The 16019-nt window shown below is 61.7% G+C and carries 8 protein-coding genes; 5 read left to right on the top strand and 3 right to left on the bottom strand.

The features are described from left to right. Nucleotides 1-149 precede the first annotated feature (149 nt). Entirely contained in the window at nt 150-1466 is a 1317-nt protein-coding gene (locus H295_RS43655; RefSeq protein ID WP_043218149.1) for a DNA cytosine methyltransferase, read from the top strand. Here H295_RS43655 and H295_RS0129450 read toward each other — a convergent pair. The 3 genes from H295_RS0129450 to H295_RS48615 are packed head-to-tail and all read right to left on the bottom strand — an operon-like array spanning nt 1435 to nt 6886. Continuing rightward, complete coding sequence (locus H295_RS0129450; RefSeq protein WP_020138939.1) at nt 1435-2322, bottom strand: DUF6339 family protein; 888 nt, start codon at nt 2320-2322, stop codon at nt 1435-1437. The genes H295_RS43655 and H295_RS0129450 overlap by 32 nt on opposite strands. Further along, nucleotides 2319-3311 (bottom strand): hypothetical protein, encoded by a 993-nt coding sequence (locus H295_RS0129455; protein ID WP_028809860.1) that lies wholly within the window; start codon nt 3309-3311, stop codon nt 2319-2321. Before H295_RS0129455 ends, H295_RS0129450 begins: the two co-directional genes overlap by 4 nt. Then, nucleotides 3308-6886 (bottom strand): sigma-70 family RNA polymerase sigma factor, encoded by a 3579-nt coding sequence (locus H295_RS48615; protein WP_158691073.1) that lies wholly within the window; start codon nt 6884-6886, stop codon nt 3308-3310. Before H295_RS48615 ends, H295_RS0129455 begins: the two co-directional genes overlap by 4 nt. Nucleotides 6887-7041: 155 nt before the next feature. Here H295_RS48615 and H295_RS0129470 point away from each other — a divergent pair, with 155 nt between their 5' ends. The 4 genes from H295_RS0129470 to H295_RS47270 all read left to right on the top strand — a co-directional run bounded on the left by H295_RS0129470 (nt 7042) and on the right by H295_RS47270 (nt 14805). Then, on the top strand, nt 7042-8658 hold the full coding sequence (locus tag H295_RS0129470; protein ID WP_020138943.1) for a nuclease-related domain-containing DEAD/DEAH box helicase: 1617 nt from the start codon (nt 7042-7044) through the stop codon (nt 8656-8658). After that, nucleotides 8655-11813: a helicase-related protein gene (locus tag H295_RS0129475; RefSeq protein WP_020138944.1), complete on the top strand. Its 3159-nt coding sequence runs from the start codon at nt 8655-8657 to the stop codon at nt 11811-11813. The genes H295_RS0129470 and H295_RS0129475 overlap by 4 nt, the downstream gene beginning before the upstream one ends. A gap of 5 nt (nt 11814-11818) precedes the next feature. Further along, complete coding sequence (gene drmB, locus H295_RS0129480) at nt 11819-13708, top strand: DrmB family protein (RefSeq protein WP_028809861.1); 1890 nt, start codon at nt 11819-11821, stop codon at nt 13706-13708. Between the two features lie 107 nt (nt 13709-13815). Then, the gene (locus tag H295_RS47270) at nt 13816-14805 is read left to right on the top strand and encodes a hypothetical protein (RefSeq protein WP_158691075.1); all 990 of its coding nucleotides are present in this window, start codon (nt 13816-13818) and stop codon (nt 14803-14805) included. Nucleotides 14806-16019: the final 1214 nt, after the last annotated feature.

Genomic DNA, 16019 nt, shown 5'->3' on the forward strand with positions numbered 1-16019 from the left:
GCCCGATTGGAGACTCGTTGGAAGAAGGCCGCCCGCTACCGTCAGATCGAACAGGCCTCTCCACTGCCGGTGGCCAGGGCGCCAGTCTTGGCTATCAGGGCTACGTTGGCGGCGCCCGCGGCCCCAGGGGCCGGCTACACTTCACCCCTATGAACAGCCCAGGAACAAAGGTCCACCACCTCGACGGAATCCGGATCCTGGATCTCTTCGCCGGCCCCGGGGGACTTGACGTGGCCGCGCACTTCCTGGGTTTCAAGAGCATCGGAATCGAGTGGGACCGCAACGCCTGTGAGACGCGCTACGCGGCAGGTCTGCCAACGATCCACGCCGATGTGAGCGTCATGCGCGAGAGCCGCTTTGACGAGATCCCAAAAACGGTCGACGTCCTGGCCGGGGGGCCACCCTGCCAATCCTTCTCCGTCGCCGGGAACGGCAAGGGACGGCGGGCGCTGGACACGGTGAAGGAGTTCATCCACAGACTCGTGGATGGAGAGGATGAAGTAAAGATCGATGAGGATCTGCACGCTCTCGGCGACTCGCGCACCGCCCTGGTTCTGGAGCCGCTGCGCTGGCTCCTCAAAGCGATCGACACAGAGGGACGGGATCCGTACAAGGTGATCGTTCTGGAGCAGGTCCCCGCAGCACTGCCCCTCTGGGAGGTGTACGCGAAGCTCTTGCGCAGTGGTGAAGGCAGACTGAAGGGCGTCAAGTACGAGGCTGAGTGTTGGCAGTTGAAGACCGAGCAGTTTGGGGTACCGCAAACTCGCACGCGTGCCGTACTCGTCGCCCGGCGCCCAGAGCACGGGACCATCGCACCACTGAAGGCGACTCATCTCCCCTTCGACCTGCATCGTGGGAGCCGGAATGTGGATCAGGCCGAGATGTTCCCGACCACCCCTGGGATTCCTAGAGCACGGCAGCGCTGGCTTTCCATGGCCGAGGCTCTCGAAGCGGCGAGCACGCTGGAGGACTCATCCGTTGATGTTTCCCGCCTCAGTACAGGGGGCAGGATGGATTTCTTCGTCGTCTCGAACTACGGATCCGGAGGCGATCCGAAAAACAGAGGCCAGCGCCATTCTTCCGAGCCCGCCTTCACGGTCACCGGGAAGGTCTCCCGCAACAAGGTGTACAAGAGTGTGGCCGAGTACGAGGCGGGCATGTCCCAGCGGTTCACCATCCCTGAGTCAGGAGTACTCCAGACCTTCCCGCACAATTTCCCCTGGTCGGGACACGACCAGGCGCAACAGGTGGGTAATGCCGTTCCACCCCGGCTCGGCATGCACGTGCTCAGTCGAGCACTGCGCGGGAACGCGCCCTCAGACGACGAGTTGGCCGCGGCGACCACCTGGCCCAGCGTGCCCCGAACCACCACTTCCGAGCTGCGCGTGATCGGATGCGGCGATCAGAGCCAATGCCCGCCGGACTCACACAAAGTCACTCGCCTCCATCGGAAATCCGCCCCCTGACCCGCGCGTCCGAGAACAGTTCCTCGAAATGGGCGAACAGCTTCTGCACCACTTCCTCCGGAGCACGCTCCTCGTCCGGCCCCTCGGGAAGGTCGTTGCGGGGGGATGGGAGAGCAGATTCGGCCGCTGCGATCCAGTCGCGCAAGGATTCACCGTCCCGTTCGACATCCGGTGCGATGACGTCATACATCAAGGTTGCGGCAGCGGCGTTCACTGCGGGCGTCAGAGCGTTGACCTCGCGGCCGGTGCGCACAACGCCTCTCTCCAGAAGCCTGACAAGAGCAAGGGCAGTTGGACGATGGTCGACGATGTCCAGCCGAAGAGCTGAGTTGAGCATGTCCTGATTGCCACACGCCACGACTACGGGCTGATAATCGGAACCGTTACGGAAGAGCTCGGCCGCCCACCAGAGCCGGGCGAACGTCTGCTTGTGATGCGCACCCACAAACTTGTCCCGGGCCACTCGTGCGCGGGAACCGTCCGCCTTCGGTTCAGGCAGATGTCGCCAGACGACGTAGTCCGGAGCCACGCCGAGAGCCAGGTACGTCCAGAACCGCTTGTCGGCTGCTTCCCGGCGAGTCAATCGAAGGGTCTCATGCAGCCTCGGTGCCAGCCACGCATCGGCTGTCGTAGGGCGCTCGTCCCGAAACCTGATCATGGCGTCGTCGACCAGGTCTCGTATACGGCGCAGCTGAAGTCGCGCTTCGTCGCCGGGCAGAGCCTCGGCAACTTTGTTCAGCGCGATCGAAGGGACGTCCTCGCGTCCCTCGAGCAATCCTGTGGAGATGTACTCGGCGGCCTGCACATCGGAGATGAGAGCAAGCCGTTCTGGCAGGTGTTCGGGGCGAGAAGTCACGCGTGGGTCTCCTGGTCGAATCGTTCGATGTCCCGAACGGCACCAGCCAATACTTTTGGAATCTCGGCGCGCCTGGCAGCGGCGTACTGGATACGCGGTTGCAGATTCATCCAACTCCCTTCGCCGGCACGTCGCATGTGCACCTCACGGAGGGCATCCTCCGCTGAGCGACCGGGAACAACATCCGGGAGCATCTCGCGAAGCACCGCGCCTCGCCAATCAGGTGGGAAAAGCGGTGTCCCGTCGTCCTCAATCTCCAAGTCGCCGACAGCAGTGTGGAAAACGGCGGTCCACACATCGGCGCACATTTGAGCCAAGAGCATCTCCCCCACGATGCTCTCCACCTTCGACGCCTGGCTCTCCACCAAGGCCACGAGGCCCTCAAAATCCGAGTTCAGACGGACTGCGGGCATCCGTCCGGCAGTGTCCACGATCCAGGGCGCGTCGCGAAAGCTCCGCAACCATTCGGCGCCACGGGCAAAACTGACCGCGCTGACATCGAGTTCGCGATCTCTGAGCGGGGTGTCGGCTGTCACGTCGATCATCCACTCCTGATCGGTGGAGGCGATGATCCGCCCCTCCACCTCCCCGGCTGTGGCGACCACATGCACAGTGAGGGACGCACGGTCCGAGTGGTAGTCCCGGTCGAGCTCGATCTCCCCGCTCCAGTCCCTACCGCTGTCCGTATTGCGGTCCAAGCGGGCGACAGTGCGCGCATTCGTGGCCCCCTCGGTCAGAACGGCCACAACCGCAACGTCGGACCAGTACCCCTTCGCCTCTACCTCACCCATCGGTACATTCGCGGTCAGGGCGATCCGAGCTGTCTGCCAGTCAGCGCGCTCCGCCCTGCCCAGTGCAACGACCTGCTCGACGACCGAATATGCCCTCGAGTCCAGCTGCTCGCGGCTGTCGGCGGGGCCACGCAGGCACACAGCCGTGACACGCATCGTCACCGCGCCAGTCAGTCGAGGGTACGGGTAGGCCTTCATGCGATGCCGCCCTTGCTCTCTTGCAGTTCGACAACGAGGCCGGTCAGCGCAGCGTGCACCGGATGTGTGGACACGTCGGTGACACCTTGGAAAACGGCCCGGCGGGTGCCTGGTGGGAAAAGCAGCACTCCGTCATACACTTCACAGTTCCTGACGGCGACGAGCTCGGCCCATTTGACCACGGGCCGAGGTCCAGAGCGCACCTCCAGTTTGGCGACAGGATTCATAAACCAGGCTTCACTCGTGGGTGACACCTTGACTTCGGCAGTGATCTGCCAAGCGCCGGAGGGGACGATCACGGCCTGCAAGTCGTCTAGTTTCGGAAACGTCACCGCGCCCCTGACCTTACTGGGAGGTTTTCCTGAGATCCTGAGCCGCTTGCTCAGCCTGCTCCTCCCGCCGGGCTTCTTCTGCTTAGGGGCCGCCACAATTTCGTGCACTGCCCTATTGGTTTCCGAGGTCAACCCTGCGATCCGTCGATGGGCTGAGGGCGAGTAGCGCAGCCTCAGTTCCTCGGTTTGACCCCACTTGTTATGCTCTGGCGGCTCGGAGGAACGAAGGAAATCCTCGGCCTCGGCTGCAAACGGCGCGTCGTCCCCTGCTGCTCGACCCACAAGTAGGACTGCCTGAAACGGATTGGTCCCGACCGGAAGGCCGGGCACCCAGCTTGTCTTGACCGTCATACGGTTTCCACGCATCGCGGTAACCCGGTTGATTTTGCCATCAGCGTCTGTGGCCTCAGTCACAAGGAGTACTGCCCGATGCTCTCCGCCGGTACCAGGGAGGCCATTTCGCTCGGGAACCTTAAAGGGCACTGTGGTGAGGGCCACCTGCCCTGCCTCAGTCAAACGATCCACCGTAGTACCGCTCAAAAAGGCGCGCAGAGCACGCGAGCGTGCGGGTTGGTGGACTTGAGGGTCGACTCGCTCCTCCTCAATGTATTCGGTGCCGTTCCGCAGCGTTCGGACCGACGCTTGCAGCAGCGGTGACTCGTCGGCTCCCGCTGTCATCGCAGCCCAGAAGTTTCGACCGAGCGCGCGAACCAGTGTCTGGTGCATGCGCTCCAGGCTGTCCTCGTCATCCACGTCGCTTTCGTGATGCTGCCCGCCCTGAGCAAGACTTGCCACGTCGTGCGCTCCGACGATCAGAAAAGATGTTCCGGGCTCGTCGCCATCGCGGCTGAGATGCAGGCTTTCGACTGTCTCCTCGTCGGCCCACCAAGACCGAACGACCTCTGCGTTGTCCGCCTCGACATCCGGCCGCCCCAACCAAGCAGGGCCGGCGAATCTACTGCCATTCACCTCTCGCCAGGGGAGATCAAGTCGTCCGATCAGGCGCCGCTGAGTATTTCCTTCGTGGGGTTCGGAGAGCGTGGAGTTCATGAGCACGAGTCCCAGGCGGCTGGTCGCCCAGAGTGTGGCCTTCCCGAGGCCGTAGGAACCGCCAGCCGCCACATCCGATTTGCGACTCTCGAGTTGGCGTCGCACCACGGCTGCGAAGCGTCCGTCCTCGTAGTCATCCCCGGTCAGCCCGTTGGCGTTGTAGTCGTCGACACGAAGAAGGACCAGTCGATCCCGCTCGCCCATCTCCCTCAGACCGGCACTAATGACGCGTCCGACTTTTTGGTCCTGCTCGGCGGCCGCCTCGTAGTGTGGGCGGAGGTCGTCCCAACGGATCGCCGAACGAAACCGGGCCAGGGCGTCACCGGTCAGCTCGTGCAAGGTGTAACAAACCCTGACCGGTTGGCTGTTGCTCCTATCACGCTCATCCAGGCTGTTCTGGGTGGCTTCACGCGCCAGAACCTCAAGATCGGCCTCGAAGGCGAAGGCCGCCGCATTGCCGAACTCCCGACCTCCATCGTCGTGTCCAGGACGGTGGTACCACACCACTGACGCCTCCGCGGGTTCGTCCAGCTGCTCCGGATCGACTGCCAGGGCCGCCTGGCCGACCTCGACTCTGCCTCCGAGAACCGCCAGCACCCTGTCCAGCAGGTCCGGCCGAGGCATGGAACGGCCGACAAGCCAAGATTCGACAAGAGCTCGCGCTACCCCCAGCTGGCTCGCCAACTCACTTTCGTCGATCCCTCCTTTTTGCATCCGCTCGGCAAGTAGCCGACCGAATTCCGTCTCCTTCGAGGTCACTTTTTCCCCTCTCCCGTCAGGACTGCTCTCTGCTCCCGGCTTACCGACACCGTCGGACATCGGTGTACCGGCCCTCTTTTCCTCCCTCCCCTGGGAACTCATGCGGTGAACGGTGCGCTCGGTGGCTTCCTTAGCCGCCTTTCGAACTGCTTTCCGGCGGCGTTCCGCGTCAGGATCATCAGGATCCAGCCCCATCTGAATCCTCAAATCTTTCAGTGCTCGCTTCTCGATTTGTCGAATTCGCTCCCGCGTCACCCCGAACTCCTTTCCGATTTCATCAAGCGTCCAGGGTGTGCCGTCGACGAATCCGTGGCGCAGTAGAAGAATTTTTCGAGTTCTTTCCGTGAAGGCGCATGAATCGAAAATCTGAAACAATTCCTGACGCTCGAATTCGCGCCACAACGACTGCTCCGGGCCCGGAACGGCCTGAAATTTATCGACAGCTATTTCGCCGAGAGTCGCGCCCTCACCGAGGGGCTGCTCGAGCGAGAGGACCGTCCGATACCGCAGCGTCAAACACTCCATCACTTTCTCAGGGCTGAGCTGAGAAGCCAACGCAAGGTCATCCACGCTGGGGATTTTCCCCTGGCCGAGAAATTCTCGCTCTTTCTTCCGAACCTTCTCCACATTAATCCACACATGAACCGGAAGGCGAATGAGGGATCCCTCATTGGCCACGGCTCGAGTGATGCGCTGCCGAATCCACCAAGAGGCATAAGTGGAGAACTTGCAACCTAAGGAAATATCGAACTTCTCCACGGCACGAATGAGCCCGATCATGCCGTGCTGCGCCAGGTCCTCATAATTAGGAGTGCCCGATTGGTATCCCAGACCGCGCAGGATTCTGTGGACAAGACGCTGGTTATGGATGACCATCGCAGAGAAGGCCTTGTAAAGTTCACTGTCCGACGATAGCGTCGCCAGGTAACCCTCCGGCAATGATTCCGATGGATTTCTGTTTCCTCGGAGCAAGAGACTGAGCCCCACTTCCTCCTCGGCGCTCAGCAGGCGCCGATGGGGGTTCGCTCTCCTTCGGTCGGCTACGAGCAGATCCCGAGCGCTCCGGCGAGCCGCATCCATGTCATCGACTCGCACCGTCCCCCGAAGGGCCTCAAGGTCCGGGGCCTCCTCTTCAGCGTCCGGGAATTCCAGGTCATCGAAAACCTCGTCGGGGCCGGCCTCGTTGTCGACAGTCGCACCTTCTGCGCGGTTCAGCGCCTCTTCGCCATGCTCGTCCTCAGCTTCCGCTGCCGTCAAAGCTTCGAGCAGTCCCTCGAGTTCTTGCGCGTCGAGGCGTGCAGCTCTCAACACCTGCTCCAGAGCCGCGCTGCGTTCAAGCCCTTCGGCCGAAAATCGACGGACCAGACCGACGAGTAGATCTCGAGCAGCTGCATTCATCCGTGCGTTCGATGCCCTGTCCCACTCCGTGGTCATCCCGCCCCCCCCGTGCCCGCACTCCGTGTCAGTTCCCCGTAGTTCATCACTCATGGGACCACTGCTGCCAGCGAACCCTCGTCGGCGACCGTGCTCGCCCAGCGCTCACGAGTAGGTATTTTAGATCTGCATTGGCGTGACCATGGGGAGAGTTGATGCGGATCATTCCGAGCGAGGTCTCGAGCAGTACACGGAGCCGGGCCGAGCGGAGCGTCTTCGCGGCGCTCAAGGCGATTCCCGATGAGCAGAGCGTCGCACTGCACTCTGTTCATCTTCCACAGCATCGCTGGAAGCGTGTCGGCGAGATCGACTTCGTCGTCATCATGCCCGACCTCCTGCTCTTCATCGAGGTCAAGGGTGGTCATGTCCATCACCGGGACGCAGGGTGGTACTACGGGCCGCCCGGTCGCGAAACAGGCCCGAAGGAGAGTCCCTTCGCGCAGGCCAGCGGGGGTATGCACGAGTTCGAACGGGAGATCGGCGCGTTGGTCGGCGATCTGAGAAGTCATGGCGTCCCCAGCGGATACCTGGTGATCACCCCGGACGTCGACCTGCGACGCACGACCGAGTTCGAAGCCCCGCAATATCTCGGCGCCGCCGCCTACGACGGAGGGCGCGGGCTGGCACAGGGCATCGAGCGAGCCACCCGCTTCTGGCTCGCACGGAACAGATGGGCCCGCACCCCAGTCTCCGCCGCACTGCGCAAGAAGATGCTCGACGCCGTGCGCCCGGAGTTCGACCTCGTACCGAACCTGCAGTCCCGGTTGGCACACCTGGAAGTCGCCTTCGAACGGCTAACCAACGAACAGTTCGACAGGCTAGATGAGTTGGAGTCCAACCCACGCCTCATCTGGACCGGAGGGGCAGGTACCGGCAAAACCTTCCTCGCTGCTGAGGCCGCTCGCCGCAAGGCCGCCTCCGGCAGCGTTTTGTTCACCTGTGCGAGCACCACGCTGGCTACTCATATGGAACGAATCCTCTGCGAAGACGCAATCACCGTCCTGCCGTTCGACCGCCTGGATGAGGTTCGGGACCGTATGTTCGACCAACTCATCGTGGACGAGGCTCAAGATCTGATGAGTTTCGACAGCCTCAGCACTTTGGAGGAACTGGTTGTCGGCGGTTTGACCGAAGGTCGCTGGATTTTTATGTTGGATCAGAATAATCAGGTGCTGGCTCCGGATTCCTACGATCCGGAGGCCTGGGAGTACCTGCGTCCTCTTGGTTCCGTGTATGGGCCGATGAAGCGCAACTGCCGCAACACGATGCAGATCGTCAATCAGGTTCGCCTCTACACAGGCGCCGACCTGGGCGTCGCCTCTGCGGGTGAGGGCGAACCAGTCCGCTTCGCCAACGTGCATGACGTTCAGGAGGAAGCGATCGTCCTCGACGCCTATGTGGACGAGCTCGTGCGAGAGGGTGTCTCGCCACGGGACATCACGCTGTTGTCCGCATCCGGAGACTGGGAATCGAGTTCCGCCCGTTTGTCACGGCGATCCTCAAAGATAGAACGATTCGCTGATGTGGTCGGGTCCGACCGTATGAAGCACCGTCTTACCTGGTCGTCGGTCTCCGACTTCAAGGGCCACGAAAATCACATCGTCTGTTTGATTGACCTCGAACCCCACCACCTGGAAGGTCGGCTAGACGCCCTCTACGTCGCGTGGACCAGAGCTCGTTCCCAGCTTTGGGTGGCCTGCCGGCCGGACACCCGCCTGGCACTGAAGGATCTGGGCATAGCCGCACTATCACGGAAAGGCGGCCTCCGATGAACGAGTCCGATTCGCAGCTCTCCGAACACCGCGACGACTTCGTGGCGTACCTCCGCCGGGAGTTGGTTGGCCCTGCCGTAGCAGAGGACGAAGTTCTCGTCGATCCGCCTGACAGGCGCTATCTGATGGGTACGTTGTATCCGCGGGGAGCCTCCCTGCTGGAGCACTCGCAGGAGGACGGCGAGCAGGCTTTCCACGAGACAGAGGCGGGAAATGGGGAGGAGGACAACTTTGCCGACGATCCGGTGGCTGAGGCAAACGCATGGCTCCCCTCATCGCTCGGCTTCTCCTTCTTTACCAACGCCACCGCAGTCGCGGTGACATGTCGGGCATCTCGCTATCTGACGTCACGTGAGGGCGGACGTCGGAGTTGGCAAAGGCAACCGCGGCTATCCACAACGAAGACCGTCCCGGTTGATCAAGCAAGCCCCATCGATGTTCTGGAGGGCCACGGTCGCCTCCATGTCCGGTGGCGTCGTTTCGGCGCAGGCCATCTGATCACATGCGTGCTGGCGAACGCGCACAACGAAGAAGAGAGCACGCACAAGGACCGCGACCTCATGCTCTTCCAAGCCGAACTGGAGGCGAAGACAATCGGAGGAGCGATCCTCGAGTATCCGAGCACTCGCCTCAACAGCCGCGACGAAGAGGAACAGGAGCTGCGCGTCCAGTACCAGCACATCGTGAACAGGGCCGTGGGGCATGGCTGTGCCGTTGAGTGGGACGACGGATCCGATCAGGTTACCTCCGTGCGAGCGCAGGTCATGCCGCAGCAGGTGGTCGAGCACATCAAGCCCGACGGACCTAAGAACCTGCCTGTGCTCAACCTCGCGCACCTTTCCCAGGTCGGCCTCTCTGTGGATGAGCTCAAGTCCGAACTCAGGTCCTTCGTGTTGGGCTACCGCGAGTGGTTCGACACCCAGCGGTCGGATGCGGAGTCCTTGCGGCCATGGGCGGCTGCCCCCGCCAAACGCATCCTCGACCGCATCAAGACCGCGATCGACCGAATGACGTCTGGAGTGGAGGCTCTTACCGCATCAACTTCCGCGGGAGATAAGGCACGCGAGGCCTTCCGCCTGGCCAATCGGGCTATGGCGCTTCAGATGCTCCATAGTCGCCGAGAACTGGCAGGCAGCCGTCGCCAAAGGAAGAGCGAAGTGCTCGAGCTGTCCGAGCCCGATGGGGACTATGCGTGGCATCCGTTCCAGCTCGCCTTTTTCCTTCTGGTGGTCGAGGGTCTGATGAACCCTGAACACCCAGACCGCAAAACAGTGGATCTCATTTGGTTTCCTACTGGGGGAGGCAAGACGGAGGCCTATCTGCTCACCGCCTGTTTCGAGATCCTCTGGCGGCGCCTACGGTTCGGCGCAGCCGGGGGTGGGACAGCGGTACTGAGCCGCTACACACTGAGTCTGCTCACCACCCAACAGTTCCAGCGAACGGCCACCGCCATCTGCGCACTGGAGTACATCAGAACCGGACGTGACGGATCGCTGCCTCACGACTTGGGGCAAGAGCCCATCTCCATCGGACTCTGGGTCGGTAAGGACACAACGCCGAACAAGATCTCCGCCGCACAGGACGAACTCGGCGCCCTGAAGCAGATGAACTCACCCGATGATCGTTTTCTACTGGAACGCTGCCCCTGGTGTGGCACCGAGATTGTCCCCGAACGGCACGGGCAGGACCGTGATTTCGGAATCCGGGCCGACGGCGTCACCACCTCGTTCTTCTGTCCGAGGGACACGTGCGTCTTCCACGATCGGCTCCCGGTGTCCGTCGTGGACGAGCAGATCTACAAGAACCCACCGACTTTCGTGCTTGGCACAGTGGACAAGTTCGCACGACTGGCGTGGGAACCAGAGGCAGGAAACCTCTTCGGACGGGACGGAAGGCGTGCGCCCTCGCTGGTGATCCAGGACGAATTGCACCTGCTGGCCGGTCCATTGGGAACAACCGTCGGTCTGTACGAATCGGCCATCCTGGAGTTGTGTGCTTGGAATGGCACCTTGCCGAAGGTCGTTGCGTCGACAGCGACGATCCGACGCTCGCAGGACCAGATTCGCAGCCTCTACGGTCGCTCAGCACAGCTCTTCCCCCCGGCGGGGATCAGAGCTGGCCACTCATACTTTGCCTCTCCCGACACGGACAAACCCGGACGTCTCTACGTTGGCGTGATGGCTCAGGGACACACCGCCTCGACTTCGACTGTTCACGTGGGTGCCGCTGCGTTGCAGGCCTCGAAAGAAATTTGTGACGACGAAATTCTTCGCGACGCATATTGGACAACGGTCGCATATCACAACAGCCTGCGGGAGCTCGGACGAACGGTCACGATCGCGAGGGACGACATCCCCGCGCGTCTTGAGCATCTGACCAAGGACGACACACGTCGACGCAAGCTGCACGACGACTCAGTGGTCGAGCTCACCAGTAACATCCCACGCGCCGCCCAACCACGACTACTCGAGAGACTGGGCAAGACGTTCAAGGAACGGGGCAGCGTCTCCTTCCTCGCCACCACCAATATGCTCTCTGTGGGCGTCGACATCCCACGACTCGGCCTCATGCTCATGAACGGGCAGCCCAAGACGACATCGGAATATATCCAGGCCACCAGCCGGGTCGGCCGTCGTCACGTACCAGGGCTGATCGTTACTCTCTTCCGGTCGACCAAACCGCGCGACCGGTCCCACTACGAGTCCTTCGGCGTCTACCACCGTTCGCTCTACCGGCACGTGGAACCCACCAGCGTCACCCCGTGGTCTCTGCCCTCCCGCGAACGAGCCCTGCACGCGGTGCTCACCATCCTGGTGCGACATGGAATTGGCCTGAACTCAGAGAACAAGGCCGGAGAAATCCTCTATCACAAGGTAGAAGTCGCCCGGATTCGTGAAATTCTCGTGGATCACATTCGACGGGCCGACCCGCACGAGGCTGATGCCGCAGGTGAACAGTTGGACGCTCTGATCGAAGCCTGGGAGCAGGAAGCCGAGATCGCGCGCGGCGACGGCAGCCGGCTCTATTATCAGCCGCAAGGCCGGCTGCACACAGCACTTCTCACCGACTTTGGCAAGCAGGGCGGTTTGTGGGAGACGCCACAATCGATGCGCAACGTCGACCGTGAGTGCCTAGTGGCCGTGAAAGGAGCGTAAGAGCAGTGAAGGATGTTCGTCGCAAAGTCCGCAGGGCGCAGACGATTGTTCCGTTCGGTGTCGGTGGAATCATCGACCTCAGAGGTGAATCCTTCGTAGCCGCCGACATTCGGAGCTGGGCAGCGGCAGGTGAGCGAGTCGAATCGCCGCGACTCGCGAAGAAGTTGAGCGTTTCAGGCTTCCGATCAGCTCCAGTCATTCCGAGCGGAAAGGCCGCCTACACAACCCGCGTCGGGCCATCGTACGTGCGTTTTCCCAAGTGGCTATTTTGTCCCCAATGCAGGGAGATGCAGCTCTGGCGCCCGGATCGTGAGACACGGGACAAGCAGCCGGCCTGCGACCGATGCACAGGTAAGGCGCAACTGGCCCCGATGCGTTTCATCCAGGTGTGCAGGGCCGGTCACATGTCCGACATCGACTGGCGCCGATGGGCTCACTCCAGGAGTGAGGGACATGCTCAACGTCAATGCCAGGTTCGCCGGCTTCGGTTCGTCGCCACTCCCGACTCCTCCGGCCTGGAAGCTCTGCGCGTCACCTGCGCTGTGTGCCAAGCCGGACGCAGTTTGGCAGGCATCAGCCAAAAGAACATCCTCAAGCAAACAGGGCTGGCATGCCCCGGGAGTCATCCTTGGCAGTCCGAAACAGATGAGTCGGAATCTTGTGAGGAGACAGCGCAGGCTGTGCAGCGCGGCGCCTCCAACGTGTACTTCCCGATCACTCACTCGGCCATTGATATTCCCGCACCCGCAGGAATGTCCGACGATGACGAGCTGGCCCAGAAGATTGTCAATCACCATCTGTGGCCAGACTTCATCAGTGCGGTCGGCGGGCCTCTGTCGGATGCTTACAGAGACGTCATCGCCGACCAGTGCGAGGTGCAGAAGGAGTTCGTCGACAATGTGCGCCGCAACGCCGACGAATCAGCCTCGCTGCTTTCAGCGGCTGATGCGGACGACGACCTCAGCATCGCCGAGTGGGCAGCCTTCTCCCTTCCAGAATCCGTGGTCGACTCGAAGACCTTTTCCGTTCGCCGGACACACCTCGGGATCGACTTCGGAGCCCCTGAATCCATGCAGGAGCTGGCTGTGAACATCTGTGCCGTCGTGGTCGCGGACCGGGTGCGTGAAGTACGTGCACTCGAAGGGTTCTCGCGCTACGAACCGAGCTCCGGCGACGATGAAGACGGCGAGGGAGGACGCGTTGTATCAGTCAACACCCAGACGCGCGCCCAATGGCTGCCCGCCGTAGAAACATACGGCGAAGGAATCTTCATCGCTATCGATGAGGAACGCGTGAGCGCCTGGGAGATGCTCCCGTCGGTTCGTGACTGGACACGGCGGATCGAGCGCAACCTGGATGCGTCCTTCAAGGCTGACCGGCTCAGAGAGAAGTCGGGCCCACACCTCCTCCCTCGGTTCGTGATGCTGCACACCCTGGCTCATCACTTCATTCGACAGCTCTCATACGACAGCGGTTACAACGCGGCCTCGCTACGGGAACGCGTCTACGCCCGAAGTCACGTCCCCGGCAGCGAACTCCCGCCTCAGGCAGGCGTGTTCATCTACACAGCTGCCGGGGACGCGGAAGGGACTCTGGGTGGACTGGTCCGCCAGGGGCAGCCGCCCAATCTCTCCGAAACCTTGATCCGACTGCTGGAATCAGCGCAGTGGTGCTCCCAGGACCCTCTGTGTGCCGACTCAACCGGAAGGTCTCTGGCCAACCTCAACCGTGCTGCCTGTCATGCATGCACTCTCCTGCCGGAGACATGCTGCGAGATCGACAATTCTCTTCTGGACAGAACGCTTTTGATCGGTGACGGCGATATCCCGGGGTTTTTCAGGGGAGTGGTACAGGCAGCACTCGAGGAATCGGCCGGAGCGGTCGATCTAGCATGAAGCCCCCCTCGCTCCTAAGCCTCGGAACCGAGCAACGAGCGGTCCTCGACCTTCCGTTCCACGGAAATCACCTCATCACGGGCGCTCCTGGTACCGGAAAAACTGTGATGGCCATTTATCGCGCCTGGGCTCTAGCGACCGCAGGGCGCGATGTAATCCTCTTCACGCGCTCCAATCTGCTGCACCAGTACCTGGCGCAAATAGCACCGGCCCTCACAGAAGCTGTCAATGTCACCACATATCACCGATGGATCCAGGATTTTTGGCGCCGCCGCTTCGAGACCGATATTCCACAAACCGACGAAGATGGCTGGAATTACGACTGGATCGATATGCAGCGTGCCTGCATTCTGAACAGGGTAACCTCGACGGCTCACTTGGTGATCGACGAGGGGCAATATCTTCCTGTAGCCTTCTATCAACTGTGCCGAATTATCGGCGTCGGCGTGACCGTGTGCGCTGATGAAAACCAGAGGATCGAAGACGACCAGAGCACCTTGTCCGAGATACGCCGAGCCCTAGCCATTCACGCCGGTCCAATCGTCTTGAGCGGGAATCGACGGAATAGTCGAGAGATCGCGATGCTGGCATCAGAGTTCCGCGAACAGGCCCGCGGCGATCTCGCCCTGCCGAGTCGCACCGGACGTACACCCACTGTCTTGAAAGTGCCCTCAACCGAGCACGTCGTGACAGGAGTGCAACGATACTTCTTCGCGCATCCTGAGCGGAGTATCGGAATCATCTGCAGGTCCACTCATTTGCTACGAAAAATTCAGACCGACCTCACACGCATCGGACTCGCGAAGTATACCCAAGCGTATGCGCACGATGACCAATACAGGAACGCCATCGACTTCTCTACACGACCCATTCGGGTTCTGAGTACAGCCAGCATGAAGGGTTTGGAGTTCGACAGCGTCTTCGTACCGGATTTGGACGCATACACGGAGGATCCGACCAGCGTGGATGCGCGCCTCGGTTTTATGATTCTTTGCACACGCGCTCGAGAAGATCTTTACTTCGCTTACCGTGGGCATCGAGAGCCCGGCATCTTGTCGACTATTCCTAATCATTTGCTTAACCGCACCATCGCATAATCTCAGCCCGCTCAGCAATTCTCTGGCACCTGATCGCATTATCCGCCCGAAGGTGGCGAACGACGCAGATGACACCTTCCATTGCCCAGAATTCTGAGCACAGGTGCCACTTTTCATCGCGGCTACCGGCGAGGTGACCTTAAGGCGCACCGTACCAGTTAGAAGGGTCTTCGAATTACTAACTCGGGTGGCGGAAGAGGATCCCTGCAGTGAGCGATTGAATGCCACATCGGGCAACTGTCTCAATTGTCGCAGAAAAGGAAACTCAACGGTCCGCTTCGGACATCCCGAAAAATCCGAGCGCATCACAGGGATACGGACGGAGCATTGGGAGACCGCTGGGGTGCATCGGTCACCGTGGGGGATGGCACCCACAGCCTCAAAGCGCCTCTGCGTCCGATCCAATACCTCGTCCACATCGAGGCCGTGAGCCCGAAGCCAGTGCACGGGCATCTGGGTCACGGATCGCCACCCGGAGCCGGGTGCTGCGCATGCAAACAGCGAGGGGTCGGAGCATCAGCGCCGACGAAGTGGATCACGCTGGAGACTAGTTCGGTTGAAGCAGGTCGCGCAGGCCCGGTGAGCGGTGTGATCACAGGCGTACCGCACCGGTCGAGATCGACCTCGGTGGGTGGGCTGGATCAGCGGCGACCGCGAAGCCTGCCCAGCAGCCCCTTCGCCTGGGCCTGGCGGCGGGGGTCGGAGGCGGCTCGGCGGGCCTGTCCGGCTGCGCGGCGGCCGTGGGGGCTCTTTGCGAACTACTTGATTCGTTCCATCATGCGCGGCATGTGGATCCCTCCCGCGGTATCGGTGGCTGCGCTTGCTTCGCTCGTCTACCCCTTACGGAACGACTCAGCCCTGGGAGGCCGTCCCGCCGTCACTCCGGCTGAGTTCTCCGCGCCGCCGGCAATGTCAGTGCCATGTGGTGGGGTGGCTGTGCTGTGGGCCGAGGCTGGCACGTTGGTCTCCCTCCGGATCGTTGGGGGGCAATTTCTGACCTAGGGGCTTTCCACCGTGGCTCAGGAAGGCTGTGATGGACTTCTCCTTACTGACTCCGGTGTAACGAACAGGAGCATTCGGAATGCGTTGGTCAATCTTCTAGGCAAGGCGATCGCCGAGTCCGACGCCCTGTGCATCCCTACCGCTGGCTACGGCGCTCCCGACGCCGACCCGGGCGAGCCCTGGCGATTCATCAGAGGACAGTCGCTCCCTCC

It is taken from the genome of Streptomyces sp. 351MFTsu5.1, assembly GCF_000383655.1.
Taxonomy (GTDB): domain Bacteria; phylum Actinomycetota; class Actinomycetes; order Streptomycetales; family Streptomycetaceae; genus Streptomyces; species Streptomyces griseorubiginosus.

Bases quoted from the DNA above. Each gene is read 5' to 3' on its own strand.
- H295_RS43655 (WP_043218149.1), top strand. From the start codon at position 150: ATGAACAGCCCAGGAACAAAGGTCCACCACCTCGACGGAATCCGGATC.
- H295_RS0129455 (WP_028809860.1), bottom strand. From the start codon at position 3,311: ATGAAGGCCTACCCGTACCCTCGACTGACTGGCGCGGTGACGATGCGT.
- H295_RS48615 (WP_158691073.1), bottom strand. From the start codon at position 6,886: ATGACCACGGAGTGGGACAGGGCATCGAACGCACGGATGAATGCAGCT.
- H295_RS0129470 (WP_020138943.1), top strand. From the start codon at position 7,042: ATGCGGATCATTCCGAGCGAGGTCTCGAGCAGTACACGGAGCCGGGCC.
- H295_RS0129475 (WP_020138944.1), top strand. From the start codon at position 8,655: ATGAACGAGTCCGATTCGCAGCTCTCCGAACACCGCGACGACTTCGTG.
- H295_RS47270 (WP_158691075.1), top strand. From the start codon at position 13,816: ATGGCCATTTATCGCGCCTGGGCTCTAGCGACCGCAGGGCGCGATGTA.